Raw genomic sequence first — 26515 nt, forward strand, 5'->3', positions numbered from 1 at the left:
GGTATGACGCTCGCCTCTCTCGGCACTTCAGCGGTGACCCTCCGTGGATGAACCCGTCCACGCGGCGGCGGGGACTCGGCGCTGGCGTCGCCTCGGGAAACGCAACTCGGCGGCGGTGTTCGCACTCGTCGGCGTCGGCCTCGTCGCCGCCGCCGTCGCGGTCCCTGCGTTCGAGACGATACTGTTCGTCTGGGGCGGCACCGCGCTGTTCGTCGCCCTCTTACTCCGGTTCGTCACGACGGGCGCGACGGTCCGAGCGACGGCCGCGACGGACGTGTACGCGACGTTTGCCGGGAACGCCCGTCGACTCGCCGGGACGGGTCCACAGCGGTACGTCCCCGACGGTGACGCCGTCTCGCTCGTCGTCGGCGAGGCCGACGGACAGACGACGTTCGCCCCCGTCGGCGAGCGCCTGACTGCGGCGGTCCCCGGCCCGGCGACGGACGCCGCGCCCGGCGACCGACTCGCCGTCCTCGTCGATGCGCTGGTCAACGACCTCGAACTGGTCGAGAGCGCGACGGCACGGACCACCGAGTCGGGGGCCGAGGTGACCGTCACCGACAGCTACGTCGGGACGGCGGAGCTATTCGACCACCCCGTCGCGTCGGTTCTGGGCGTCGGTCTCGCACGGGCGCTCGACGCGCCGGTGACCGTCGAATCGACGGCTGAGGGCGACCGCCTGGTCGTCACCTGCCGCTGGGACTCATAGCGAGGCCACGAACTTCTGGAGCGTCCGCACCGTGACGAACGCGAGGAAGACCAACCCACCGACGAGCAACGGCCAGCGAAGCCGTCGTCGCCAGCGGGGCGCGACGTGGACCGGCGCGGTCAGCGCCGTGAGCAACACCAGCCCGAGAAACCCGACGACGAAGGCGCGTTCGAGCGTCAGGGCGTCGGCCGTCGCCAGCAGCGCCGCGCCGCCGAGTACCCACCCCACCAGTGCGAACAGGAATCGGCGCTGTCGCGGTGTCGTCATCGTCGACGCCTACGCCGGGGGTGCGCATAATCGCTGTGGGTGTGGTCCGCGAGCGGCGGCTTCAAGAGTACGCCTCCCGTTGCACTCGCTATCGATGTATCCGTGGACGCACGCCGCTTTCGGCTACCTCTTGCTCGTCGTTCTCGCCGTGCTGTTGTGGCGGCGCGTCTCGCGGCTGGAACTGGCGGCCGTCGTCGTGGCGACCCAGATACCCGACGTGGTGGACAAACCCCTCGCGTGGTGGCTTACCGTCCTCCCGTCGGGCCGGTCGCTCGCCCACTCGCTGGTGCTCGCCGTGCCGCTCTCGGTGCTCGTCCTCGCGGTGGCGTGGCGGCGCGCGCACCCCGAAATCGGACTCGCGTTCGCGCTGGGCTACGCGAGCCACCTCCTCGGGGACACGTACGACGCGCTGTACTACTGGCGCGTCGAGGAGTTCACCTTCTTGCTGTGGCCCTTCGCCCCGGCGTATCCCTACGACCCGAGCGAGAACCTCTTCGAGGTGGTGCGGGCAATCGAACTGACCGGGAGCGTCGCGCTCCAACTGGGACTGGCCGCCGTCGGCGGCCTCGTCTTCCTCGCGCACTTCCTGTACGCGCCGTGGGTCCGCCCGACGGCCTGACGAGCGCGGCCGTGCCACCGGCGGCTTATTGGCCCTCGCTGTCTCACTCTGCGTATGACCGATTCAGTCGCCGGACAGACGGTTCTCGTGACGGGCGGCGCGGGCTTCATCGGGAGCCACCTCGTCGATGCCCTCCTGCCGGACAACGACGTTCGAATCCTCGATAGCTTCGTCAGCGGCGACCGGTCGCGCCCGCCCGCCGACGCGACCGTCGTCGAGGGCGACGTGCGCGACGAGGCCGCCCTCGCGCGAGCGATGGACGGCGTCGACACCGTCTTCCACGAGGCCGCTATCGTCAGCGTCGCCCAGTCCGTCGCGGACCCGACCACCAGCCACGCGGTCAACGTCGACGGGACGCTCTCGGTGCTGGAATCGGCCCGCCGACGCGATGCCCGGGTCGTGTTCGCGTCGAGCGCGGCCATCTACGGCGCGCCCGAATCGGTCCCCGTGAGCGAGACGGCCCCGAAACAGCCGTCGTCGCCGTACGGACTGGAGAAGCTCTCCGGGGACCACTACTGCCGACTGTACGCCGACCTCTACGACCTGCCGACGGTGGCGCTGCGCTACTTCAACGTCTACGGCCCGCGCCAGTCGGGCGGCGACTACGCCGGGGCCATCACCGCCTTCACCGAACAGGCCCGCGCTGGCGGGCCGCTGACCGTGCAGGGCGACGGCGGGCAGACGCGGGACTTCGTCAACGTCGCCGACGTGGTGCAGGCGAACCTCCGGGCGGCCGCCACCGACGCGACGGGCGAGGCGTTCAACGTCGGGACGGGCGCGCGGACGACGATACGCGACGTGGCCGAGACGATTCGGGACCGGGTCGCGCCCGACGCCGAGATAGCGACCGTCGACCCGCGGCCGGGCGACATCCGCGACAGCGTCGCCGACATCGGGAAGGCCCGAGAGAAACTGGGGTACGAACCGACCGTCTCGCTGGAGGCGGGCCTCGCGGACTACCTCGGCTGAGCGACGCACGGAGTAATCCCTTTCCGTCGGCGCTCGGTACCCTGCGTCCATGCTTCCCGAAGCCGTGACGGACGCCCTCCTCGGCGTCGCCATCGCCGGATTCTTCCTCTTCGTCGGGTCGGCCTCGTGGTACTTTCCGACGGTTTTCCTGTACCTGTTCGACGGCGAGAACGTGTCGCCCTGGCCCCAACTCCTCTTCTCGCCCGCCGCGTTCGTCGGCGGCTACGTCCTCGCGCTGGTGGTCGGATTGGGCCTGTACGCCGTCCACGGCTTCGCCGCGTTCGCCATCGGCGGGGCCGTCGTCCTCCGGTATCGACGGTCGGCCGCGGACCCGGTGTCGCTGTGGCCGCCCCGCTGGACCGGCCAGGCCCTCGTCGGTCTCGGCGTCGGATTCGTCCTGTTCTCGGTGGCCCGACGGGTCGGGCTGGCGTGACTCACTCGACGACGACGGTCCCGCGCATCCCCGACTCGTGGGGGATGCAGAAGTAGGGGAACTCGCCCGCGGTGTCGAAGGTGTGGCTGTACGTCTCACCCGACCCGACGCTATCGTCGGGGTAGGCCTGCCGGGCGGCCGACTCGCTCTCGAAGTCGCCGGAGGCGAAATAGGCCGCGCCGTCGGGCAGGTCGTCCTCGTAGGCGGTGGCGCTGTGGGCCACGGACCCCGTGGTCTCCCAGACGACGGTGTCGCCGACGGCCACCGTCACTTCCGTCGGGTCGAACTGCAGGTCGTCGGTCATCGCCACGCGCGTCTCGCTCGGGTCGCTCCCGCCGTCACCGTCGCTACTGCCGCCATCGCCGCCGTCGCTCCCCGCTCCCGAACATCCGGCGAGCGCGACCGACGCGCCGCCGACGAGCGCGAGGAACCTCCGTCGCGTGTCCATACCCGCTCGACGCCCGCCAGTAGGATAAGCCTAGTCGGCGACTGCAACACTTTTGCTGGCCGGTGCGAAAGAGAGACACAGTTCGTCGATGGTCTCGCTCTCACGCGTCGCTCGTCCCGCATCCGTCCCTCTCGCCGTCTGTCTGCTGGCGGCAATCGGCCTCGCCGCGCTCGATTTCCTCGCGGTGCTCGAACGGCCGACGCTCCTCCGCGCGGGCTTTACGCTCGTCGGGGCCGTCGTGGCGCTCGTCCTGTTCTACGCCTCGCGGGGTGAACGCCCCGTCTCCGCGCGACGGTTGCCGCCCGGCGCGACGACCAAGGTGGTCCTCGTGGCCGCCGCGGCCGCCGTCGTCGCCAGCGCGGAACTCGGCGCTCGGGTGCTCCCGCTGGCCGTCCTCCTGCCCGTCGGGTTCCTGCTCGTCGCGCTCCAGATTCGCGGTGAGCCCTCGGTACCCGCGGTGCTGACCCAACTCTCGGCGCTGTTTCTCGCCGCGCGACTCGCCAAGTACGTCACGACCGGCTTCTACTTCGCCGGGACGGACACGTTCGCCCACGTCGCGGCCGTCGACACGCTCACCGAAGTCGGCTACACGACGGTCATTCCCCACGGCTACGACCTCTACCCGGTCTTTCACTTCCTCGTCGGCGCGGTCACGTACCTGACCGGCCTCCGGGCGTACGACGCGCTGGTGCTCGCGGGCATCGGCGTCTACACGCTGGTCGTCCCGATTGCGTACCTCGTGGGCGCGTCGGTGTTCGAGTCGCGACGCCTCGGACTCACGGCCGCGCTCGGGGTCACGCTGTTCGAGTTCGCGGCGTACCACGCGGTGTACTTCTACCCGCAGGCGCTCGCCATCGTCCTGCTGTTCGTCGCCGTCTACCTCAACAGCCGCCTCCTCGCGGCCGACGACGAGCGGACCTACCGCCGCCTCTCGGTGGCCGTCGTCGCGTTGGTGGCGACGATGGTGGTGGCACACCACCTGACGTACATCCTCTTTGCGGGCATCGTCGCGGCGGCCGTGCCGGTGGCGCTGGCCCGACCGTCCGTCTTCCCGGACCGGTCGTCGGTCACCGAGGCCCTCGGCGGCCGCTTCGGTGCGTTCCGCTACCGCTGGCTGTTCCCCGGCATCGTCGGCGCGGTGTTCCTCTTGGCGTACTGGACGTACACGCCGAGCATCATCGCCGTCGGTATCGTGGAGTTGACGCTCGGCGTCCTCTTCGACGTGGCGACGGTGCCCGGGTCGCAACTGTACGTTTACGGCACCGCGCTTCCGCCCGACAGCATCGCGCGGGCGGTCCGCTGGCTGACGACGGCGACGGGCGTCTACGCCGTGGGACTGGGAGCCGTGTTACTCCTCGCTGGCTACGAACTGCTCGACCACCTCGGCCGCTACCGCCAGGGGTTCACCCTCGCCGTCACGGGACTCGGACTGTCGGCGGTACTGCTCCCCCTGCCGATTCCGATTCCGCAGTTAGAGCGCCTGAAGTTCACGGTTATTCTCGTCGCGGTGTTCCCGCTCGCCATCGGCCTCGACCGGGCGCTCTCCGTAGACCGGCGAGCAGTGGTCGTCGCGCTCCTCCTCGTCTCATCGCTCGGCACCGCCACGGCGTTTACCGTCGTCTCCGCGGACGACGTCTCGGGCATCTACACCGACGAGCGACGCGAGCAAGTGGCGATGTCCGACGACGAGTACCGCTCGGTGCAGGCCACATCGGCGTTCGTCCAGACCTACGCCGACGGCCCCGCGGCCACGGACAAGGTGACCAACCGCGCCTTCGAGACGACGGGATACAACGCGACGCGCGCCCTGCGGGCGCGACCCGGCGGCTTACGGGCGGACGCGCCGTTCTTCGTCGTCCGCGAGCGGTGGACCGACCACGTCGTCGCGCTCGGACAGGGCCTCCGTAGCGGCGACCTGAACCGCTTCGTGGTCGGTGACGACCGCTTCGCGGCGGCGGACGCGACGGCCGACAAGGTGTACACGACGGACCACGTGCGGGTGTACCACCGCGCCGACGGCTACCGGGGCTTCTACGGCGAGAACGTGACCGCGAACGCCACGAGTCAGTAGCCGGTTCGACGCCGCCAGCGACGCGGCTACCCGCCGAACTGCCGCACGTTGGCGAGCAGTTTGGCCCGGAGCGTCGGCGAGGCGAGGACGAGGCTCCCGTAGACGACGCCGCCGACGAGTATCTGTGCGACCAGTCCGGGAAGCGTCGCGGGGACGAACCGACCGGCCACGAGGAGGACGCCGCCCATCACCGCGGCCGCACCCGCACACCACGCGACGGGACCGGTCGGGAACGACAGCGGGACGAACCGGTTGAGGAATCCGCCGAGGACGAGGGTGTTGACGGTCATTGCGATGCCCGTCGCGGCCGCCGCGCCGACGAGTTCGTACCGGGGGACGAGCAGGAAGTTCAGGACGACGTTCAGCGTCAGCGACGCCGCCGTCGCGTACGCGCCCACGTCCGGCCGGTCGACGGCCCGCACCGTCGCGTCGAAGACGTTGTTGACCGCGGCGACCAACTTCTCGGCCATCAGGACGACGAACGCCACCGCCGCGAGCAGGAACTCGGGACCGAAAATGAGACCGAGTATCTGTTCGGAGAGGAGCGCCACGCCGACGAACGAGGGGACGACGAGGACGAGCGACGCCGTCAGACCGTCCCGCACAGTGGGCGCGATGCGCTCGCGCTCGCCCGCCGCGTCCCACGCGCTCATCTGGGCGAAGATGGTGTTCGAGACGACGACGCCGACGATACCGGTCATCACCGTCACCCGCCACGCGAGTTCGTAACTCGCGACGTGCGCCCCCGAGAGGAACAGGCCGACGACGAGGAGGTCCATGCTGTTGTAGACGTGCCCGCCCAATCCCCAGACGCCGTTGAACTTCGCGTAGTCGACGAGCGTTCGGAGGTGGCGCGTCGACGGCCGGGCCAGTCCCGTCTCCATCCGTCGGACCCCTGCGGCCAGCAACACGACGTAGCCCGCGATGAGGCCGTAGACGAGCGCCAGCGCCCCCATCTCGAACTGGACGAGGGCGACGGCGACGACGACGTAGGTAGCCAGACGCAGGAACTGGAGGATTGCCGTCTCGTCGGCCCGCATCTCCGCTCGGAGGACGTGGAGCGTGAGCATCGACAGTTGGTACAACACCGCCGCGACGAGGAGGGGAAGGACGACCCGCGCGCCGACGTAGTCGTTGACCGCGCCGCGGAAGGGGATGACGAGGGCGGCCAGTCCGAGTAGCAAGCCCCCCTTCAACACGAGTGCGGCCGCGAGGACGCTGTCGGCGTCACCGCCCTCGCTGATGCGCTTTTCCACCGCGCCGTTGACGCCGAAGTCGGCGAACGTCCCGAGCGTGCTCAACACCGCTTCGAACAGGAAGAAGACGCCGAGCGCAGTCGCGCCCAGCGCCCCGGCGAAGTACACCGTCGACCCGAACCCGATGACGACGCCGACCACTTCCAGCGCCAGCAATAGCCCGCCCGCTCTGGCGAAGTTGAGTTTGCGGGGCATCGTCGGCCGCCCGACGGGGCCGCTCTCGGGGTCACTGTCGCTGCTCATCGGCGACCGAGACGCGTCGCGTCACAGCCACAACTCCCGACCCGCGGCCACCACTGGTCCATACCCAGTCGTCGCGTATCTCGGGATTAAAGCTACGGGTCCCGGTTCGTCCCCGCCGTTCGCTCCGGGTCACCGGAACGCACGCGAGACCAGCGCTCGCAGAAGATGGACCAGCGTCGCGGGGTGCGGCGAGATGCGCAACGCCCGCAGGAAGTACGCGACGGCGCGGTCGTACTCGCCCTCGCGCTGGCAGGCCTGCCCGACGGTGGTGAACAGTTGGACGTAGTACGTGCCCACGTAGGGGTGGGCCTCCGGCACCCGCCGGTCGACGAGGTAGCCGAAGCGTTTCGCCTGCGCGAGGTACTCGTCGACGGCCATACCCGACGCCATCATGCTCTGGTCGTGGTGGCGGCGCGTGAACAGGTCCGGGCAGAGACAGACGCCCGCGGCGCTGGCCGCTTCGAGGACGTACAGCGTGTCCTCGCCGCGCCGCAGCGTCGACTCGAAGCGGGTGTCGACGCGGTCGGTGTCGACGAGGATGGCCGAGGTGACTTCGTCCAACTCGCCGACGAAGGCCTCGTAGACGAAGTCGTCGAGGGTCATCGGTTCGCCCGCGAGACAGAGGCCAGCGCCCGTCTCTCGCATCCGGGCCAACTGCCGGTCGAGTTTGTCCGGTTCCCACAGGTCGTCGGCGTCGAGGAAGGCGACGTAGCGCGTCTCGGCCCGGTCGAGTCCGGCGTTCCGGGCGTCCGCGGGACCGGTGTCCACGTCGTCGACGACGAGGAGTTCCGTCGGGACGGTCTGTGCCGCGACGGTCGCTTTCGCCTCTTCGAGCATCGCTTCGGGGGTGTACTTGGGGCTGTACGGCACGACGACCGACACCGTCTGCTCGGTGGGGTCGCTCACCATTCGGCCATCACCCGGCGGTGAACCTCGTTCAGTCGCTCGGCGTGGTGGTCCCACGTCCACCGCTCGTCGAGCAGACGCTGATGGCCCGCCGCGCCCATCTCTCGGAGTCGGGCGGGGTCGTCCAGCAGCGAATCCAGCGTCCGCGAGAGCGTCTGCGGGTCTTTCGGGGGGACGAGGACGCCGGTGTCGCCGTCGACGACCATCTCGGGGATGCCGCCGACGTTCGAGGCCAGCACCGGGGTCTTGGCGGCCATCGCCTCGTAGATGACCGTCGGCCGCCCTTCGGTCCAACTCGGGTGGACCAGCAGGTCCGCCGCGATGTGCCAGCGCCGGAGCGCCACGGGGTCGAGTTGCCAGAACGACCGCGCCGGGTGCCGCAGTTCGCCGAGTTCGTTCAGCAGCCACCACCGCAGGTCGCCCTCGTGACCCACCGTCACCAACAGCACGTCCTCGCGGTCAAGCGCGTCGACGGCCGTCACCAGTTCCCGCAGGCCCTTCTCTTTCGTGTAGGCGCCGACCGACAGCAGGACCTTCGTGTCGGGGTCGATACCCAACTCGTCGCGTATCTGGTCGCGCCGGTCAGTCGGGAACCGCGCGGGGTTCTCGCCGATGGGGACGGTGGTCACCTTCTCGGCGGGCGCAAAGCGCCGGGCGGCGGCCCCGAGTTCGTCGCTGACGACGAGGATGTGGGCGGCGTAGTCGATGGTCTCGCGGATGCGTTTTTGGGCCTCGTCGTTGAACGAGTCGTAGTTGTGCAGGTCGACGGCGTGGCTGTTGACCACCAGCGGCAGGTCGTGCCGCCGACAGTACTTCAGCATCCCGTAGCCGTCGAGGTAGATGTCCGAGGCGTGGACCACGTCGTGGGGCGTCTCGAAGGTCCGTTCGACGTACTTCGTGACGCGCTTCTGGATGGAGTCGCCCGACAGGTGGTAGCCGTAGCGCTTCGGGATGACGTACAAAAACCGGGGATAGTGGGCGACGTAGGTGCCCCAGCGCTCGGTCTTCGGGACCCGCGAGTACTCCGAGTACGGACCGACGGGCGGGGCGAAGGGCGTCGGGACGACGACATCGAGGTCGGCGGCGGTGCGGTTCAGCGCGTCGAACGACCGGTGATTGAACGGCGAGCGAACCGGCAGGGCGTGGCTCTGGTGGTGGACGGAGCAGGCCAGCACGCGATAGGGGTCGCCGCCGTCGCCGGTGACGGAGAGGCGGTCGTCGCTCACTCTGGACCTCCCGCGGCGAGTGCACGGAGGCCGAGTACCGACCAGAACACGACCCGCGCGAGGTCTTTCGGCCGGGCGAGCGCCCCCACGTCGAGGTAGTCGGTGGCCTCGTCGAAGCGGCCCTCGGCGAGGAAGTGGCCGACGAGTCCCATCCGGTGGACGCGCCGGACCGGGATTCCTTCGGCCTCCAGTTCGGCCACGAGGGCGGCGTTCCGGTCGAGGTAGCGCCGGTCGTTCTCGACGTAGGCCGCGGCGGGCGCGTCGCCGGTGAAGTGGGTCAGCGCCAGCGGTTCGTCCACGTACGCCAGTTTCCCGGCCGCGAGGACTCGCAGGACGAGGTCCCAGTCCTCGTAGATGGAGAGGTCCTCGTCGAACCCGCCCGTCTCGTCGAGGACCGCCCGCTCGACCACCAGGGTCGACCCCGGCCCCATGAACACCTGCATCGAGAGCAGCGAGGCGGCCAGTTCCCGCCCGCCCTCGCGGGGCGCGCTCGACCGGAACAGGCGGTCGGAGACGACAGTGGCGAGTCGACCGAGCGCCGACAGGCCCGCCGTCGCCACGTCGCAGTAGGCCCCGACCCACTCCTTGCCCCGGTCGTCGAGGACGGCGAGTTGCCGTTCGAGTTTCCGGGGAAGCCACTCGTCGTCCGAATCGAGGAAGGCGACGTACGCCCCCGTCGCGGCGTCGACGCCGGTGTTCCGGGCGGCGCTGACCCCGCGGTTCGTCTCGTGGGACAGATACCGCACCCGGGGGTCGTCGTATCCCTCGACCACCGCCCGCGTGTCGTCGCCGCTGCCGTCGTCGACGACGAGGACTTCGGTGTCGTCGACCGTCTGTGCGAGGGCGCTGTCTATCGCGCGGCCGATAACGTCGCCCCGCTCGTAGGCCGGAATCACGACGCTCACGCGAGGCGAGTCAGTCACCCATGACCTCCCGGTGAATCTCGTTGAGGCGCTCGGCGTGGCGTCGCCACGTCCACTGCTGGTCGACCAGTCGCCGGTGGCCCGCCGCGCCCATCTCCCGCAACCGCTCGGGGTCGTCCAAGAGGTAGTCGAGCGTCTCGGCCAGCGTCTCGGGGTCGTGCGGTGTGACGAGGACGCCGGTTTCGCCGTCGACGACCATCTCTGGAATGCCGCCGACGTTCGAGGCCAGCACGGGCGTCTGGGCGGCCATCGCCTCGTAGATGACCGTCGGCCGGGCCTCGAAGTGACTCGGGTGGACGAGCAGGTCCGCGGCCACGTGGAGACGGCGGACGGCGATGGGGTCCAGTTGCCAGTAGGCGTGGGCGGGGTGGCGCAGTTCGCCCAGTCTGTCGAGGAACCACCAGTGGAGCGCCCCGCCGTGGCCGACGGCGGCCACGGCCACGTCGTCGCGGTCCAGCGATTCGAGCGCGGCGACGAGGTCACGGACTCCTTTCTCCTTCTCGAAGCGGCCGACGTACAGGAGGAGTTTCGTCTCGGGGGCGATACCGAGTTCTCGGCGGATGGCGTCCCGGCGGTCGGTCGGGTAGTTCTCGGGGTCCTCGCCGATGGGGAGCGTGGTCACCTTGCTGGCGGGCGCGAACCGCCGCGCAATCGCGCTGAGTTCGTCGCTGACGGTCAGGACCGCCGAGCAGTAGTCGATGGTCTCGCGGATGTGGGACTGGACGGTGTCGTTGAACCGGTCGAAGTTCTTCAGGTCGCCCGCGTGCGAGAGGGCCACCAGCGGCACGTCGTGGCGCTTGCAGTACTCCAGCGTGGCGTAGCCGTCGAGGTAGAACCCGCAGGCCTGCACCACGTCGTGGGGCGTCTCGAAGGTGTCTTCGACGTAGTTCGTGACGCGTTTCCGGGCGGAGTTGCCCGAGACGTGGTAGAAATACCGCTTCGGAAGCATGTACAGGAAACGCGGGTAGTGGACGCGATAGGACCCCCACTGTTCGGTCGTGGGGACGTGGCGGTACTCCGAGTACGGGCCGACGGGCGGGGCGAAGGGCGTCGGCGAGACGACGTCTAAGTCGACGCCGGTGGCGTTCAGGGCGTCGAACGACCGGTGGTTGAACGGCGTTCGGACCTGAAAGACGTGATTCGGGTGTTCGGTCGCACAGCCGAGGACGCGGTAGGTCGGGTCGTCGCTCGCTGTCGTCTCGTGGCCGGTTCGGGCAGAAGGTTCGTCTGACATGAGGGCGAAATGGGCGTCTCCGGTCCGAGAGACGGTATGTTCGTCCTACTGTAACGACGAGCCATGTGTTAAGGCTTTCCGGGAGAGGGCGGGGGTCTGTATGTGTGCCAATACTTTTCCTGAGCGACGCCAGACTCCTGGTCGTGTGTTTCTCCTCGCTCCGAACCGTTGGTGGGACCTGTGACCGGGTTCGACCGCCGGTCGTATCTCGCGCTGGTTCTCGCGTCGACGATGGCTGGCTGTTCGCTGCCCGAGGATGAGTCGATGCCCGATCAGATAGTGACGGACGCGGCGTCGATAGCCGACCTCGCGGCGGGCGACGTGGTCGCCGTCGCGAACGGTCTGGACCGGACGGCGATTCGGACCGACGAGACCGAGACGCCGGTACAGGACGCGCTGGATAGGGTCGCCGAGCGAGGGGGCGGACGCGTCTATCTCCCGCCGGGACTGGTCCGCGAGCGCGGGCCGGTGCGCCCGCACCCGAACACGGGCGTCTACGGCTTCGGCATGAACGTCTCGGTCCTCCAGATAACCGAGTCGGGGACCGACGGCATCCGATTCGACCGCGACACGAAGACCCAGCGGGTGCAACTCGACGGGTTCGAACTCCGCGGGCCGGGACTTGGCGTCGAGACGGGGGTCGCCCTCCACTTCGTCTCGAACCCCGCCGACCCGGCCACGGACCCCGCGGACTTCTACGTCGGCCGCCTGTACTGCCGCGAGTGGGCGAACTCGGTGTACCGCGTCGATTCGGACGTGGGGCCGTTCCAGTGCCGCCACGACTTCCTCCGGATGGACGACTGCGACGCCGGGAACGAGAACGGTCTGTTGGAGTGGCGCTCCTCGTACGGCCCGGCCAACCGCTTCGGAACTGTTGTCGCCTATCCGACGGCGTCTCGAAGCGGCGCGAACACGGACCTCCTCTATCAGCGCGGCGGCGAACTCGCAGTCGGCGACATCACGACGGGCGGCACGTCGGGAACGCTCGTCGACACCCGCGCGGGTCGGCTTCACGTCGGCCGGTTGCACTACGAACCGGAGCGACAACCGAGCGTCCCCCGCACGCTGGTCCGCATCGGCGGCGGCGGCGCGACACGGTTCGACGACGTGGTCGTCGACGCCGGGGCGGTCGGGTACGTCTACGAACTGGGCGCGGGGGCCGGGAACGCGCTGTTGTTCGGACCGCCGGGCGGCCGCGGCGAGGTCCGACGCAACGTCGTCAACATCGCAGGCACCCTCGACCGGACCCGCCGCTCGTGGTATTTCGGCAGGCCCGCCGAGGTGGACGTGACTCGCGGGTCCCAAACTGGAAGTCTCCGCGTCCTCGGGACGGCCGGGCAGGGGATGGGCTGAGCCACCGACAAGACTATTCGCCGGTGGTACAGACTGCTTACTCGTGCCGACTTCCCGTGACGAGACGGCCCGACCCTTCGTGTCCGTCGTCATCGTCACCTACAACTCCGAACAGACGGTCGCAGAGACGCTGTCGTCCCTCGCCGACCAGACGTACCCCGCGGACCGCTACGAGGTTCTCGTCGTCGACGGCGGGTCGACCGACCGAACCGAGGATATCGCGGCCGCACACGGCGTCGAGTTCCGGGTCGCGGCGGACGCGACCATCGGCGAGTGTCGGAACCACGGCGTCGACGCCGCTCGCGGCGAGTACGTCGCCTTCACCGACTCGGACTGTGCGGTCCCGTCGACGTGGCTCGACTCGCACGTCGACCGCATCGAGAGCTATCCAGACCGCGTGGACATCGCGGGCGTCGGGGGGCCGAACCGGCCGTTCCCCGACGACCCGCCGTTCGCGAAACTCGTCGGGAGTCTGCAGGGGACCGTCTTCGGGTCCGGCGGGTCACCGCAGTCTCACGCCATCGGGAAGGTCCGACTCGTCGGTTCCGTCGCGGCCTGTAACGTCCTCTACGACGCCAGCGTGTTCGAGGAACATCGGTACGACGACGAGGTCAACGTCGGTGAGGACGCCGAGTTCCACTTCCGCCTGAGTGAGGCGGGCTACCGGTTCGTCTTCGACCCGGCCATCGCCGTCTCGCACCACCTCTCGGCCGACTGGGGTGCGTTCTGCAAGAAGAGCCGTTCGTACGGCTACGCGATGGCCCGCATCCAGCGTCGCCACGGCAAGGTCATCCGCTGGTACTCCGCGCTCCCGTCGCTGGCGCTCGGCGGCGGCGTCCTCGCGGTGGCCGACGACCTGCGGAGTCGGCGGGCGCGCAACGTCCCGTTGCTGGCGCTCGCGTTCCTCGTCGTCACCGCCTTCGCCACCGCGCAGGTGTACCGCGACCGGCGGACGCCGCTGGCGGTGCTCGTCCCGGTCATGCTGGCCGCCCAGTACGGCTACTACGGCCTCGGTTTCCTCGAAGGACTGACGGCGCCCGACCCGGTCCCGCAGGACCTCCCTTAAGCCCGGTAGATGCCGACGGCCCAGTGGTGTTCGCCGAGGACCTGATACCCCAGTCCGAGAGTCCCGTCTACCGCGCAGTGCCACCCCTCGCCGTCGTACCACGCGTCGACCTGATGCATGGACCCGGAGTTCCACCCGAGGCCGCCGGTCCCCTCGACGGCGGGCGAGTCGTGGCGCTCCTCGTCGGCGAACGCCGTCGGCGTCAACTCCGAAATCTCGTACAGTCGGACCTTCTCACCGTAGCGGGCGGCGCAGTCCTGATAGAACGCGAGGACGCGGTCCTCGAAGACGAGGGGACGACCGCCGGGTCGCCCGGCGCGCACCCGGTTCTCGACGACGGGGTTCTCGGCGTGGGGCGTCCAGTCGGGTGCCTCGAGGTCGTCGCTGTAGTACGCGTAGAGGTCGCGGCCGTCGCCGACGAGCGCCCACCAGCGGTCCTCCCACCGGAAGGGGCTGAAGTCGTGCAGCGGCGTCGACGGCCGCACGAGGTCCGCGACGGGGGTCCACTCGTGGGGGAACGACTCGGCGCGGTACAGCGTCACGCCCGCCGGTCCCCGCTCTTTGGCCCACCGGTCGGGAACCATGTAGTAGTCGCCGTCCCAGCGAAAGACGTAGGGGTACGAGAGGTGCTCGTCGGTTTCGAGGACCACGCGGTCGTAGGTCCACTCGTAGCCGTCGTCGCTCTCGGCGTGGGCGATAGCCGCCGTCGGCGTTCGGCGGTGGTTGTACACCTCGACGAACATGTGCCAGCGGCCGTCGGCGACCAGTAAGAACGGGTCGGCGACGCAGTCGGCGTGGCCGAAGTCCGTCACGTCTCCCGCCGTGAGGACGGGGTTGACGTCGCCCGCCGGTTCGAACAGCGACGGCGCGCGGTCGGCGTCGTAGGGGTACGTGGGGACCGTGTCGCCCTCGTGGCGACCGGTCAGGTCGACGGGGTCCGGTACCCGAGAGGCCGGTGGCGTCCGCATGTGGAGACGCTCTCCGGCGTGCCACGCGACTCGTTCGGCCAGCGTCGACTTCGCGAGGGTCTCGCGGGCCGAGCGCACGACGGGGTCGAACCGGTACTGCGCGTGTGCGAGCAATCGCGTTCGGGACGTGTCCTCGCCGATAGTCACTGCCTACCCGTCCGCTCCCGGGGTACTTAACCACATACGACCGACACGGTCAGAATCCGGTTCCGGCCGTCCCGAGTGCCCGCAGTCCGCCGGTGTTGCCGTCGTTGTGGGTCACGGTCACGTCGTTGGGCGACCCCTGATACAGCGATGGGTTACTCGGGTCGCCCGGAGCAGAGAGGTTGATCACGTTCGAGGCGATGTCGGCGTCCGCGCCGAGTTCGATGTACGGGCCGAGCACCTTCCGCGCGGGGCCGCGGCCGTTGTAGTCGTCGTAGCCCAGTTCGTACACGTAGTCGGCGGTGCCGGTGACGTGCTTGACCGCGCCGACGAGGGCGGTGCCGTGGCCGCGGAGGCGGACGATAGCGGACGGATTCGAGGGGTTCGTGGTCGGTTCCCAGTGGACGTGACCGAACTCGACGACGCTGTCCCACGTCTGGTCGACGGCGACACCCGCCGACCCCCCCATCGTGAGGTAGTCGACCGTCTGGGTGCCGCCGCGGGAGAAGAACACGGTGGTGTTCTGCCCGCTCACGTTCGCGCTCGGGTAGGCCGCGATGGTCCCGAACCAGTTCGCGGGACCGTACCACGACCGGAACTCGAACAGGCCGTCCTGGTCGCCCGCGTCACACTCGTAGATGGTGAGTTGGTCGTGGCGGCACTGGAACGGGCCGACGCCCTCGTCGACGCGGTAGACGGAGTTGTTCCACCCCCACAGGAGGAGGCGACCGACTTTGAGGTCTTGCGTGTCCCTGTTGGTGTGATGGATGGCGACGCCAGTGGGGCCGGTTCCCGCCGGGCCGTTGAGCGCGAACCCGTCGAGGGCGACGCGACTCACGCCGGACTCGCGGTCGAACAGGATGCCGTCGGCGTCGCGGTCGGTGATGGAGATTTTCGTTATCTCGACGCCGAGACCGATGATCTGGGTCTCCTCGTAGGGGCGAATCGGCCCCGTCTCCTCGACGACGCCCGCCGGGAGGCGCACCTCGCCGCCGCCGTTGGCCGCGACGAGGTCCAGTGCGTCCTGTATCGGGGTGTCGGTCCCCGCTGGGTCGATGGACTGCGGGGCCGAGAGGTTCCGCGCCAGTGCGACTACGTAGCCGTCGAGGAGGAGCGATGTGATGCCGCTCCCCTCGACGGCCGCCGCGTCGGTCCCGATGGTCCCGAGTTGGGCCCACGAGCCACCGTCGCCGATGTAGACGTTGCCCGTGTCCGTCGCGAGGAACTTCGCGCCGGATTTGGCGGTGTAGTTCGAGCGGTTGGCATCCGTATCGCGTATCTCCACGTCCGTGTCGATGCGTTCGAAGTTGCGGTTCAGCGGGAGGTGCCAGTCCAGCGTTCCCGCCGGTGGCGTCTCGTATTGATGGTTGTCTGTCATGGTCAGGATGTGTCGAGGAAGCCGCCGTACCCGTAGCTTCCGTAGCCGCGTTCGCCGAACTCGTCGTTCGGTATGGGCGTCGCCGTGGCCGTCGCAGTCGGGGTGAGCGTCTCGGTCAGCGTCTCCGTTATCGTCGGCGTTTCGCTCGGTGTCGGCGTTGGCGTCGCCGTTTCGGTCGGTGTCGCGGTTGGTGTTTCGGTCGGCGTGGGTGTCGGCGTCGCCCCGCTCTCTTCGACCAGCGCCGTGACCTCGCTCGCGGTCAGCGCCACGTCGTAGACGCGCACGTCGTCGACGCTCCCCACCAGACCGTAGTAGGAGGTGTAGCCGTTGTCGCCGCGGCCGACGTACAGCGAGCGGTCGGTGTGGACCACCGGCCCGGACTGGGAGGTGTCGCGCCCGACTTCCTCGCCGTCGAAGTACACGACGAGAGCCGCGCCGTCCCACGTGCAGAAGACGTGATGCCACCGGCCGTCGTTCGTGTCGAGGCCGAAGGGGTTCACCGAGGCGCGGCCGCTCTCGGCGCCGACGTGGGCGCGGAGGCTGTTCGGCGTCTGCACGTCGACGGCGTAGCCTTCCTCGCCGAAGCGGGAATCGGCCTTCTGGACGACCGTCTGGCTGTTGATGCCGCTGTCGGTGCGGAACCACCCGCCGAAGGAGAGTTCGGCGGGCCGGAGGGCGGCGGCGTCGGCCACCTCCACGTAGTCGCTGTTCGAGTCGAACGCGACGCCGGAGGTCCCGAACACGCCGTCCGTGTCGAGCGTCGGCGCCCCGCGGAGGAAGCCGTCGGCGGCCCCGACGGCGTCGGCCGCGACGGTCCCACCCGTCTCCTCGAAGCGCCAGCGGGCGACCGGGGTGGGGCCGTTATCGGGCGTGGGCGTCGGCGTGGGCGTCGCTGTCGGCGTGGGGGTAGGTGTGGCCGTGGGTGTCGGAGTTGGCGTGGGTGTCGGCGTTGGCGTCGGCGTCGGGGTAGGTGTGGCCGTGGGTGTCTCCGTTGGCGTCGGAGTCGGCGTGGGCGTGGGCGTCGCTGTTGGGGTTGGCGTCGGGGTTTCGGTCGCCGTGGGTGTCTCCGTCGGCGTGGACGTCTCGGTAGCCGTGGGCGTCGCGGTGGCTGTCGCGGTCGGCGTCGCAGTGGCCGTCGGCGTCTCGCTCACGCCCTCGGACAGCGCGGTGACCTCGCTCGCCGAGAGCGCCCGGTCGTAGACGCGAACGTCGTCGATAGCGCCGTCCATGTCGTAGTAGGTAGTGTAGCCGTTGTCGCCGCGGCCGACGTACAGCGAGCGAGTCGTGTGGACGACCGCACCCGACTGCGAGGTGTCCCGGTCGACCTCGGCGCCGTCGAGGTACATCACGAGGGCCGTGCCGTCCCACGTGCAGAACACGTGGTGCCACTCTCCATCGTTGGTCCCGATGCCCCACGGATTCACGGCGGCACGCCCGCTCTCGACGCCGACGTGGGCGCGTAGACTGTTGGGGGTCTGGACGTCGACGGCGTAGCCTTCCTCGCCGAAGCGCGAGTCGGCTTTCTGGAGAACCGTCTGACTGTTCGCACCGCTGTCGGTGCGGAACCATCCGCCGAAGGAGAGTTGGGCGGGCCGGAGGGCGGCGGCGTCGGCCACCTCCACGTAGTTGTCGGCGCTGGTCCCGAACTCGTAGGCGCGCGTGTCGTAGACGCCGGGGACGCCCTGCTGGGGTGACCCGCGGAGCGCGCCGTCGTTCCCGCCGACAGCGTCAGTCGCCGTCGCCCCGGTCCCGTCCAGCGGCCAGTGCGCGCGGAGGCCGTCCCCTGCTCCGACGAGCGCGGGAAGGTGGGGCGCGAACGCCGCCGCCGGTACGTCGTCCGTGATGCGCCACGGGAATCCCCCGTAGCCCAGGCGACGTTCACCGTCTCGCGCGCCGAGGCACCCGGCGACAGACGTCGTTCCGAGAGCGGTGAGACCGGTCAGTTTGAGGAGCGACCGACGACTGAGTTCGGTGCGCTCCCCGTCGTCACCGTCTGGCGGCGGGTCTGGTTCCATGTACCCCTCAGTTTCTTCCCAGCAAATATATCCTTTTCTACCACGATTGTCGAAATATTCTCCGGGGCGTTGCGTCCGGTCCCCCGAATTCGCCGAATCGACGTAGATGCCGCTTTCGGAGGCGTTACTCGACGGTGACGCTCTTCGCGAGGTTTCGCGGCCTGTCGATTGGACGCTCCTTGGTGTCGGCGACGCAGTAGGCGAACAACTGGAGGTAGACGTTGGCGACGAGCGGTTCCAGCAGGCCGAGTTCGGGCACGCCGAAGCCCACCTCGTAATCGCCCTCTCGCCCCGACTCGGAGGCGATGGCGATGACGGGCGCGCCGCGGGACTGGACCTCCTTGACGTTGTTGTGGGTCTCCTCCGGGCGCGCGCCGTCGGTCAGGACGGCCAAGACGGGCGTTCCCTCGGTGACCAGCGCCAGCGGCCCGTGTTTGAGTTCGCCCGCCGGGAACCCCTCGGCGTGGTCGTAGGATATCTCCTTGAGTTTGAGCGCCCCTTCCAGCGCGACGGGGGTGGCGAACCGGCGACCGATGAAGAAGAACGCCTCGCCGCCCGCGTAGGCGTCGGCGACGGCGGCCACTTCGTCCTCGCGGTCGAGGATGGTCTGGACGGCCCCGGGGAGCGCCTGCAGGTCGTCGAGCAACTGCGCGCCGACCGCGAGGTCGAGTTCCCCGCGGGAGTCGGCCACCGAGAGCGCGAACAGCGCGAGGGTGACGACCTGCGAGGCGAACGTCTTGGTCGCGGCGACGCCGATTTCCGGCCCGGCCTGAATGTAGAGGGCGTCGTCGCACTCGCGGGCGACGGTACTCCCGACAGTGTTGGTCACGCCGAGCGTCCGAATCCCGGTCCGGCGGGCCATCCGCAACGCCCGGAGGGTGTCGGCCGTCTCGCCGCTCTGACTGACGCCGACGACGAGCGTTCGTTCGGGGTCGCGGCCGCTGCCGACGGTGTACTCGCTGGCGAACTCGACGGTGGCCCGCACGTCCGCGAGCGTCTCCAGCAGTTGCTTCCCGTACAGACAGGCGTGGTAGGACGTGCCGCAGGCGACCAGTTGAATCTCGTCCACGTCGTCGAGGAAGGACGCCGACAGCGAGAGGTCGAGGTCCACCCGTTCCTCCAGCGGGTCGATGCGCCCGGCGATGGCCTGCCGGAGCGCCTGTGGTTGCTCGTGAATCTCCTTGAGCATGTAGTGCTCGTAGCCGCCCTTCTCGGCGGCGTCGGCATCCCATTCGATGGTCTTGACCGTCCGCTCTACCGGGTCGCCGTCGTGCCACACGGAGACGCCCTCCCGGGTGATGTGTGCCACGTCGCCGTCCTCCAGATACGACACCGAGCGGGTGTGTTCCAGCAGCGGCGTCACGTCGCTGGCGATGAAGTTGCCGTCGCTCCCGTGGCCCACGACGAGGGGGCTGTTTCGCCGCGCGGCGACGATACCGTCGTAGCCCGCCGCGACGACGCCCAGGGCGTAGCTTCCCTCGATGCGGTCGACGACGGCCGCGACGGCCTCGCGGAGGTCGTCGGTCCGCGTCAGTTCCTCCTCGACGAGGTGGGCGACGACTTCGGTGTCCGTCTCGCTCCGGAACTCGTGGCCGGGCAACTCGGCGCGCAAGTCGTCGTAGTTGCCGACGATGCCGTTGTGGACGACGGCCACATCACCCGTGCAGTCGGTGTGCGGGTGGGCGTTCGCGTCGGTCGGTTTCCCGTGGGTGCTCCAGCGCGTGTGTCCGATGCCGCAGGTCTGGGACGAGTCGGCGGGCAGGTCCAACTCGCCGACGAGGCCCACCTGTTTGTACACCGAGAGCGCGTCGTCGACCAGCGCGATACCGGCCGAGTCGTAGCCGCGGTACTCCAGTTTCTGCAACCCCGCCACCAGACGTGGCTGGGCGGACTGTTCGCCGACGTAGCCGATGATTCCACACATGAATTACCCTCTCCGTATCCGCTCGCCACTGTCGATTCGTCCGCGCAGCACGGTGCCGGTGTCTGCCGTCACGTCACGCCCGACGACGGTGCCCGGTGCGACGGTCACGTTCCCGCGAAGGGTCGTCCGGTCGCCGAACACCGCGCCGAGACCCACCTCGTCGTGGACGGCGTCGCCGATTCTGACCGTCGCGGGGCCGCCCTCGACGGTGGCGTTCGGGCCGATGACGACCGATTCCCCGACGACGCAGTCGTGGAGCACAGCGCCGTCGCCGATACTCGCGTCCGCCATCACGACGGCGTTCGAGACGGTCACGCTCGACCCGATGCGGACGTTCTGTCCCAGTGCGGTCCCCGGCAACAACGTGGCCTGCGGGCCGACCGTGACGCCCTCGGCGGCCGCGACGCCGTCCGACACCGCCGCCGTCTCGTGGACGCGGGCCGCGTCCACGTCGGCCTCGCGTCCCCGGAGCGCGGCGGCGTTCGCCGTCAGCAGGTCCCACGGGAAGGTGAGGTCCTGCCACGGCCCGCGGTGCTGGACCGCCGAGAGCGCGCCCGCGTCCGCGAGTCGCTGGAGCGCCGTCGCCATCCCGTAGTCCCCGTGGTCGCTCGATTCGATGTCCCGGACCGCGTCGAACACCCGAGAGTCGAAGACGTACGCCCCGGCGTTGACGAGGAACGGCGGGTCCGTCGTCGGCGCGGCAGACACCGAGACGACCGATTCGGCGTCGACTTCGACCGCGCCGTACTCCGTCGGGCGGTCGGACTGGGCCGTCGCGATGGTCGGGGTGCGGGTCGCGTCCCAGCGGTCCAGTAGCCGCCGGACCAGTTCGGGGCCGACCGGTTGGTCGCCGTGGAGGACGAGGAACGGGCCGCCGACGATGGACTCGGTCTGTGCCAGCGCGTGGGCCGCGCCGAGTTGGTGGTCTTGCACGACGTACCGAATCGGCACGCCCCAGTCGTCGCCGTCGCCGAAGTGGTTCTGGATGCGCTCTCTGGCGTAGCCCACCACGAGCACTACCTCGTCGACGCCCGCGTCGACGGCGGCCGTGACCACGGATTCGAGGACCGGTCGATTTCCGACGGGGACCATCGGTTTCGGCCGTCCTTCGGTCATCGGCCCGAGTCGGCGGCCTTCCCCCGCCGCGAGTATCACCGCACGCATTCGTCTACCGTCCAAATAAGCATATCTTACCGGTTGTCTCCCGGCGGCTTATATATTTCCGATGGTCGATGTAGGGCGGTAGGCTCCGACAAACGGTTATCTGTCTCCGTCCCCCGGTATCGGTATGGACTTACCGAACCGGCAATCGCCCGATTCGCCGCCCGGCCCGTCGCGCCGACGGTTCCTGACGGCGCTCGGGGCCGTCGCGGGGACGGGTGCGCTCGCGGGGTGTTCGTTCGGGAACCGCGACGCGGCCCGCGACGAACAGACAGACAGTGAGACGGCTGACGGGGGCGACGGCGGCAGCGACACCGGCGGGTCCGGCGGCAACTACTTCGAACCCGGGCCGACCGTTCGACTCGAAGAAGTCGCGACCGGTCTCGTCTCGCCGAGCGCCCTCGTCACCGCCGACGACGGAATGGACCGTCGGTTCATCCTCGACCAAGTGGGCGTCGTGCACGTCCACGACGCCGAGGGCCTCCGCGAGGACCCGTTTCTGGACCTCTCGGACCGACTCGTCGCGCTCGGTGAGGACCTGCCCAACTGGGTCGCCTACGACGAGCGCGGTCTGTTGGGGTTGGCCTTCCATCCCGAGTTCGCCTCGAACGGCCTGTTCTACGTCCGGTACAGCGCGCCCGCCGACGACCCGGAACTGGACCACCGCGAACGCCTCTCGGAGTTCCGAGCAACCGAGGACGGCGAGCGCGGCGACCCGGACAGCGAGCGCGTCCTGTTGGACCTCCCGTGGGAACGGCCCATCCATCAGGCCGGAAGCATCGAGTTCGGGCCCGACGGCTACCTCTATGCCGCCCTCGGCGACGGCCTGAACCCGTTCAACGGACAGGACCTCACGCACAACCTCAAGGGAAGCGTCCTGCGACTCGACGTGGACGGCCGCACCGACGACAAACCCTACGGCGTCCCCGAGGACAACCCGCTCGTCGGGCAGGACGGCCGGGACGAACACTACGCGTGGGGCCTGCGGAACCCGTGGAAGATGGCCTTCAGCGGCGACCAGTTACTCCTCGGCGACGTGGGCCAAGCCACGTGGGAGGAGGTAAACGTCGTCGAGAAGGGGGCGAACTACGGGTGGCCGCTGAAGGAGGGGTATCACTGTCACGACCCGCAACTGGGGACCAGCGAGGACGGCGAGTGCGTCGTCGAGTCCGACCGGGGCGAACCGCTGGTCGACCCCGTCTTGGAGTTCCCGCACTTCGACGAGGCGGGCGACGCCGTCGGGTTCGCCGTCATCGGCGGCCACGTTCACACCGGGTCGGTCGACGCAATCCGCGACTCGTACGTCTTCGGCGTGTTCACGAGTTCGTTCACCGCGGCCGCGGGCCGCCTCGTCGCGGCGACGCCCCGCGAGGACGGCCGCTGGCCGATGCGAGAGATTCGGGTCGCGGGCGGTCTCGACATCCAGGTCCTCTCGCTCGGCGTCGACGGCGACGACAGCTACGTCCTCGGGACGCGCGCGGCGCTGAGCGACGGCCCGCTCACGAAACGCGAGGGCGTCGTCTACCGCGTCCGCCCTCCGCAGTAACGCGAGACGGTTCGCGAGGCGGAAGTCGTCCAGAGACTGGCGTTCGGGTGGCCGGACCGCCTATCGATGCACAGTCCGAGACAGCCAGTTCCCGACTGGGTCGATACGAGAGACGGCGACGGAATCCGCTGCCGTCTACGCCCGGGCCTTCGGTCGGTTACGAAAACTCTTTAGCGAGTTCGGCTTCCTGACTGTCCAGCAGGGCTCCGGCGTAGTCGTCCGTAGAATCTGGGCTGTACCGTGCCGTCTCCGTCCGCCTATCGAAGTCGATTAAACCGCAGTCAGCCAGCATCGGCAAATGCTTGTGGTACAGCGCGATGGCGACGCGTGTACTGTCTGGCGCTGACGAGTTCGCCTCTTGGGAAACGATGTAGTCTACGAAGTCGTCCAGTGATGCCACTCCATCCTCAGTACGGTGGAGGTAGTAGAGTATCATCCGCCGACGTTTATTCGCAAGGCATCGATGCAAGGTATCCAGCGTGTTTTCCTTGCTTGTGCTCATCACGGAACATTATCCTCCGGTCGCAGAAGGACGTGCGGCATCACAAACTGATTGTTTTATATATGTTTTGAGGGCTGCACTACGACGCGTCGAATCCGGCGGTGTCGGATGGCCCGATGGTCAACGTGTTCTTGACGAGGCTCGTCTGCCCGCGCCGGAGTCGTTCGGACGTGGCTCGAGCGGAGATGCCGAGCGACTCCGCGACGTCTTCGAGGGTGGCCTGGCGAGGAATCTCGAAGTACCCCATCGCTAGCGCCCGAATCAAGGCCTCGCGTTGCTTCTCGGAGAGGTCGTACTCACCCAGTTTCGGGGCGGTCATGTCGTAGAGGCGAATGACGCGTTGGTCGATGCCTCGCTCGTCACAGAACGTTCGGAAGCCAGCGAGGTGTGCTCGCGTCTGAAACCGGAGTTTCAGGACCCACTCGTCCGCCTGCCCGGTTGCACCGAGAACGGCGGTCCGTTCGTGGTTGCCCTCGGCCCACCCGAGCAGTCCGTCGCTGTCTTCCGTCCACGTCACGCCGTACAGGTTTCCCCCCTCGAACGTGGCCGCTCTCTGCACGCGGTCCACGTGGGGGTCCTCGGCGATGCCCTTCCGAAACGCGGGCGCCGTCTCGTCGGTGGCCCAGAAGTACGGCAACGGGGTGTGGTTCGTGGGTATCAACTGCTCGAACTCGACGACAATGTCGGGGAACTCGCCGAGCACGTCGGCGAACGCCAGTTCCTCGGCTGGGACCGCAAATTCGTAGACGACCATCGGTTCGTCGGAGCGCTGGTCGGCACTCGACGGTGTCGCGGGGCTACCGGTGTTGGAAGTGGAGTCGGTCATGCTGGCTGGTCGCTGTTGCGAAACGCGTGGGTGTGTGATGCGTTCCGCGTCACGGCGACGCGAGGAGAACGAGAGACTGCCTGTTTGCCCGGGTATCCGGCTCAAACGACCCCATTGCGGAGGGGGTACGAGCGCATAGTGTGCAACCGTGGTTCCGTACTGGGAACCTTGGTCAACCAAGGCCATAAGGGTTTGCTATCCCGTCTCACGATAGGGCCGACAGGTGACCGCCCGCTACGGGCGCTGGGACCGGTGTACTCGCTCGACGGTGCCCTTTCGAGGTCACTGACCCTTCGCAGAACGGACACCGAATCGGGCGACTTAGAGCAATCCCACCGAATCGTACCACGCCACCGTCTCGGCAAGCGCGGCCTGCCACGACCGCTGGCGCACCGGGGCCCGTTCGGTCAGGTCCTCGCGGACGGTCCCGAAGTCGCCGCGCTGGACGAGGCCGTCGCCAGGGACCGGTGAGACGCCGACCCGATGCAACGCGTCCAGCGTCGGTTTGACGACCCATCGGGCGACGCCGTAAGGCACGTCGACGACCCGGCAGTTTCCGGGGGTGTGCTGTGCGATGGTTCGGAGCACCTGCTTGTACGAGAGGTTCGGCCCGGTAATCAGGTGGCGACCCGCCGCCGCCGATTCGAGGCAGTGGCGGATGCTCCCGACCACGTCGTCGACGTGGACGACGTTGTACTCGTCGTGGGTGTACAGCGGCGGGACGAGGACGCGGTTGTTGGCGACGGGCGTGATGTGCTCGCTCCGGGTCAGGCGGTAGTCCCGCGGGCCGAAGATGTACGTCGGGTACAGCGCCGACACCGAGAACGGATGGTCCCTGTCGAACAGCAGTTCCTCGGAGGCGAGTTTCGACTGCTGGTACGGGGAATCGGGGTCGGCGGGCACCTCGGGATGTGCGCCGATGGTGCTGAGGAAGACGAACCGCTCGACGCCCGCCTCTGCGGCCGCCTCGACGAGGCGTTCGGTCCCGGCGGTGTTGGTCCCGGCCATCGCCCCCGCGTCGTACACGGCGGCCGCGAGGTGGACGACCGAGTCGACGCCGTCGAGCGCGGCGGCCAGCGAGTCGGGGTCCGAGAGGTCCGCTTCGACGGTTTCGACGCCGTCGGGAAGCCGTGCCGTCGACGCCGTCGGGCGTACCATCGCCACCGCGTCGTGGTCGTCGCCCAGACCGGACAGGAGGTTCAGGCCGATGAAACCGGTCGCCCCGGTCACGAGGACGGTCATCGCTTTCCTCCCTCGGCCAGTTCGTAGGCCGCGTCGATGACCTCGGCGACGGCGACCCCCCGACTGGCAGGGGCGGCCGTTTCTCTATCGCCCGCCGCGGCGTGGTCCGCGAAGTCGTGGACCCGCGTCGCGTGGGCGTCCTCGTCACTGGCCGGAAACAGCGACGCGATGCCGATGTCGACCAGCGACCGCTCCCCGTGTTCGAACTCGAACGGGCGGCCGTGCACGTCGCCCTGTAAGGTCTCGGCGTCCAGTTCCAGCCAGCCCTCCGTGCCGACGACGAGGAGGCGACTGACCCCCTCGGCTTGGGTCCACGTCGCCGAGAGGTCGACCGGGACGCCGTCGAACTCAAGCGAGACGCGGGCGGCGTCCTCGACGGCGTCGCCCCGGAGGTGGCGCACGCTCGCGTCGGTGACGGTCGGGTCCCCCCCGAACACCTCGAACAGCACGTCGAGCGAGTGGGGAAACAGGTCCCGCGCGACGCCGCCGCCCGCGAGGTCCGGGTCGTAGTACCACCCCTGACGCGGCGGCGTCGAGTGGTGGGCGACGGTGACCTCCACCACGTCGCCGAGCATGTGGTTCGACAGCAGCCTCAGCGCGCGCTGGTAGTTCCGGTAGTACCGGTGGAGATAGCCGACCTGCGTGACGACGCCCGCCTCGGCGGCGGCGTCGGCCATCCGCCGAGCGCTCTCTGCGGTCAGCGCCAGCGGCTTCTCACAGAGGACGTGACACCCCGCGTCGACGGCGTCGAGAAAGATTCCTTCGTGGGTACTCGGCGGCGTGCAGATGCTGACGATGTCGAGGTCGTGAGCGGCGAGCATCGCGGCCGCGTCGGGGTACCCCGGCAGCGATAGCTCAGATTCGGCGCTCGCCCGTCGCGTGTCGTCGCGTTCGGCGAACGCCACGACGCGAGTGTCGGGGTGGCTGTCGAACCCCGGTACGTGGTAGTCGGTCGCCATCCACCCCGCCCCGACGACGCCGACGGCCAGTTTGGTCATGGGGTACCGACGCTCGTGGTCGGGATAAACCCATCTCTAAGGTCGTCTTACCGCCCGGCCGCGGCGACCATACAGTTAGGACCCCGGC

24 protein-coding genes are annotated in these 26515 nt (G+C 69.0%); 8 read left to right on the forward strand and 16 right to left on the reverse strand.

What is annotated here, in order from left to right:
* Positions 1-43: 43 nt before the first annotated feature.
* Entirely contained in the window at positions 44-709 is a 666-nt protein-coding gene (locus tag NJQ44_RS04240) for a DUF7982 domain-containing protein (RefSeq protein WP_254273440.1), read from the forward strand.
* Here the strand turns inward: NJQ44_RS04240 and NJQ44_RS04245 are convergent.
* A complete protein-coding gene (locus NJQ44_RS04245) occupies positions 704-976 on the reverse strand; it encodes a DUF8044 family membrane protein (RefSeq protein ID WP_254273441.1) in 273 nt (90 codons plus the stop codon). The two genes, NJQ44_RS04240 and NJQ44_RS04245, sit on opposite strands and share 6 nt — an antisense overlap.
* A gap of 94 nt (positions 977-1070) precedes the next feature.
* Between NJQ44_RS04245 and NJQ44_RS04250 the strand changes: the two genes are divergently transcribed.
* From NJQ44_RS04250 to NJQ44_RS04260, 3 genes are read left to right on the forward strand one after another with little or no spacing between them, the layout of a single operon-like run.
* Positions 1071-1595 carry a metal-dependent hydrolase gene (locus NJQ44_RS04250; RefSeq protein WP_254273442.1) on the forward strand — a complete coding sequence of 175 codons (525 nt, stop codon included), beginning with the start codon at positions 1071-1073 and terminating at the stop codon, positions 1593-1595.
* Between the two features lie 54 nt (positions 1596-1649).
* Positions 1650-2564, forward strand: a complete 915-nt coding sequence (locus NJQ44_RS04255) for an NAD-dependent epimerase/dehydratase family protein (RefSeq protein ID WP_254273443.1) — start codon at positions 1650-1652, stop codon at positions 2562-2564.
* A gap of 49 nt (positions 2565-2613) precedes the next feature.
* Positions 2614-2997: a hypothetical protein gene (locus tag NJQ44_RS04260; protein WP_254273444.1), complete on the forward strand. Its 384-nt coding sequence runs from the start codon at positions 2614-2616 to the stop codon at positions 2995-2997.
* A 1-nt stretch (position 2998) separates the two neighbouring features.
* On the opposite strand, the gene NJQ44_RS04265 is transcribed toward NJQ44_RS04260, so the two are convergent.
* Positions 2999-3445, reverse strand: a complete 447-nt coding sequence (locus NJQ44_RS04265) for a plastocyanin/azurin family copper-binding protein (protein ID WP_254273445.1) — start codon at positions 3443-3445, stop codon at positions 2999-3001.
* Positions 3446-3533: 88 nt separating this feature from the next.
* On the opposite strand from NJQ44_RS04265, the gene NJQ44_RS04270 reads away from it, so the two are divergent.
* Entirely contained in the window at positions 3534-5516 is a 1983-nt protein-coding gene (locus tag NJQ44_RS04270; protein ID WP_254273446.1) for a hypothetical protein, read from the forward strand.
* A 26-nt stretch (positions 5517-5542) separates the two neighbouring features.
* On the opposite strand, the gene NJQ44_RS04275 is transcribed toward NJQ44_RS04270, so the two are convergent.
* The 5 genes from NJQ44_RS04275 to NJQ44_RS04295 form a co-directional block, all read right to left on the reverse strand.
* Positions 5543-7015: an oligosaccharide flippase family protein gene (locus NJQ44_RS04275; RefSeq protein ID WP_254273447.1), complete on the reverse strand. Its 1473-nt coding sequence runs from the start codon at positions 7013-7015 to the stop codon at positions 5543-5545.
* Positions 7016-7144: 129 nt separating this feature from the next.
* Positions 7145-7924, reverse strand: a complete 780-nt coding sequence (locus NJQ44_RS04280; RefSeq protein WP_254273448.1) for a glycosyltransferase — start codon at positions 7922-7924, stop codon at positions 7145-7147.
* Positions 7918-9147: a glycosyltransferase family 4 protein gene (locus NJQ44_RS04285; RefSeq protein ID WP_254273449.1), complete on the reverse strand. Its 1230-nt coding sequence runs from the start codon at positions 9145-9147 to the stop codon at positions 7918-7920. Before NJQ44_RS04285 ends, NJQ44_RS04280 begins: the two co-directional genes overlap by 7 nt.
* Positions 9144-10070, reverse strand: coding sequence for a glycosyltransferase family 2 protein (locus NJQ44_RS04290; protein ID WP_254273450.1), 927 nt, complete (start codon positions 10068-10070; stop codon positions 9144-9146). Before NJQ44_RS04290 ends, NJQ44_RS04285 begins: the two co-directional genes overlap by 4 nt.
* Positions 10063-11304: a glycosyltransferase family 4 protein gene (locus tag NJQ44_RS04295; protein WP_254273451.1), complete on the reverse strand. Its 1242-nt coding sequence runs from the start codon at positions 11302-11304 to the stop codon at positions 10063-10065. Before NJQ44_RS04295 ends, NJQ44_RS04290 begins: the two co-directional genes overlap by 8 nt.
* 180 nt (positions 11305-11484) lie before the next feature.
* Here NJQ44_RS04295 and NJQ44_RS04300 point away from each other — a divergent pair, with 180 nt between their 5' ends.
* Both NJQ44_RS04300 and NJQ44_RS04305 read left to right on the forward strand, forming a co-directional pair.
* Positions 11485-12657, forward strand: a complete 1173-nt coding sequence (locus tag NJQ44_RS04300; RefSeq protein WP_254273452.1) for a hypothetical protein — start codon at positions 11485-11487, stop codon at positions 12655-12657.
* Between the two features lie 43 nt (positions 12658-12700).
* Entirely contained in the window at positions 12701-13723 is a 1023-nt protein-coding gene (locus tag NJQ44_RS04305) for a glycosyltransferase (RefSeq protein WP_254273453.1), read from the forward strand.
* Here the strand turns inward: NJQ44_RS04305 and NJQ44_RS04310 are convergent.
* The 5 genes from NJQ44_RS04310 to NJQ44_RS04330 all read right to left on the reverse strand — a co-directional run bounded on the left by NJQ44_RS04310 (position 13720) and on the right by NJQ44_RS04330 (position 21316).
* A complete protein-coding gene (locus tag NJQ44_RS04310) occupies positions 13720-14838 on the reverse strand; it encodes a glucosamine inositolphosphorylceramide transferase family protein (protein ID WP_254273454.1) in 1119 nt (372 codons plus the stop codon). The genes NJQ44_RS04305 and NJQ44_RS04310 overlap by 4 nt on opposite strands.
* A 49-nt stretch (positions 14839-14887) precedes the next feature.
* Positions 14888-16213, reverse strand: a complete 1326-nt coding sequence (locus NJQ44_RS04315) for a hypothetical protein (RefSeq protein ID WP_254273455.1) — start codon at positions 16211-16213, stop codon at positions 14888-14890.
* Between the two features lie 2 nt (positions 16214-16215).
* Positions 16216-18228: a LamG domain-containing protein gene (locus NJQ44_RS04320; protein ID WP_254273456.1), complete on the reverse strand. Its 2013-nt coding sequence runs from the start codon at positions 18226-18228 to the stop codon at positions 16216-16218.
* Between the two features lie 124 nt (positions 18229-18352).
* Positions 18353-20152 carry a glutamine--fructose-6-phosphate transaminase (isomerizing) gene (gene glmS, locus NJQ44_RS04325; RefSeq protein WP_254273457.1) on the reverse strand — a complete coding sequence of 600 codons (1800 nt, stop codon included), beginning with the start codon at positions 20150-20152 and terminating at the stop codon, positions 18353-18355.
* Between the two features lie 3 nt (positions 20153-20155).
* Positions 20156-21316: a sugar phosphate nucleotidyltransferase gene (locus tag NJQ44_RS04330; protein ID WP_254273458.1), complete on the reverse strand. Its 1161-nt coding sequence runs from the start codon at positions 21314-21316 to the stop codon at positions 20156-20158.
* Positions 21317-21440: 124 nt separating this feature from the next.
* On the opposite strand from NJQ44_RS04330, the gene NJQ44_RS04335 reads away from it, so the two are divergent.
* Positions 21441-22859: a PQQ-dependent sugar dehydrogenase gene (locus NJQ44_RS04335; RefSeq protein WP_254273459.1), complete on the forward strand. Its 1419-nt coding sequence runs from the start codon at positions 21441-21443 to the stop codon at positions 22857-22859.
* A 157-nt stretch (positions 22860-23016) separates the two neighbouring features.
* On the opposite strand, the gene NJQ44_RS04340 is transcribed toward NJQ44_RS04335, so the two are convergent.
* From NJQ44_RS04340 to NJQ44_RS04355, 4 genes are all read right to left on the reverse strand, one after another.
* A complete protein-coding gene (locus tag NJQ44_RS04340; protein ID WP_254273460.1) occupies positions 23017-23361 on the reverse strand; it encodes a DUF7344 domain-containing protein in 345 nt (114 codons plus the stop codon).
* Between the two features lie 79 nt (positions 23362-23440).
* The gene (locus tag NJQ44_RS04345) at positions 23441-24187 is read right to left on the reverse strand and encodes a helix-turn-helix domain-containing protein (protein ID WP_254273461.1); all 747 of its coding nucleotides are present in this window, start codon (positions 24185-24187) and stop codon (positions 23441-23443) included.
* A gap of 321 nt (positions 24188-24508) precedes the next feature.
* The gene (locus NJQ44_RS04350) at positions 24509-25429 is read right to left on the reverse strand and encodes an NAD-dependent epimerase/dehydratase family protein (protein ID WP_254273462.1); all 921 of its coding nucleotides are present in this window, start codon (positions 25427-25429) and stop codon (positions 24509-24511) included.
* Positions 25426-26427, reverse strand: coding sequence for a Gfo/Idh/MocA family protein (locus NJQ44_RS04355; protein WP_254273463.1), 1002 nt, complete (start codon positions 26425-26427; stop codon positions 25426-25428). The genes NJQ44_RS04350 and NJQ44_RS04355 overlap by 4 nt, the downstream gene beginning before the upstream one ends.
* Between the last annotated feature and the right edge of the window lie 88 nt (positions 26428-26515).

The sequence above is a fragment of the Haloarcula marina genome (genome assembly GCF_024218775.1).
Lineage (GTDB): Archaea > Halobacteriota > Halobacteria > Halobacteriales > Haloarculaceae > Haloarcula > Haloarcula marina.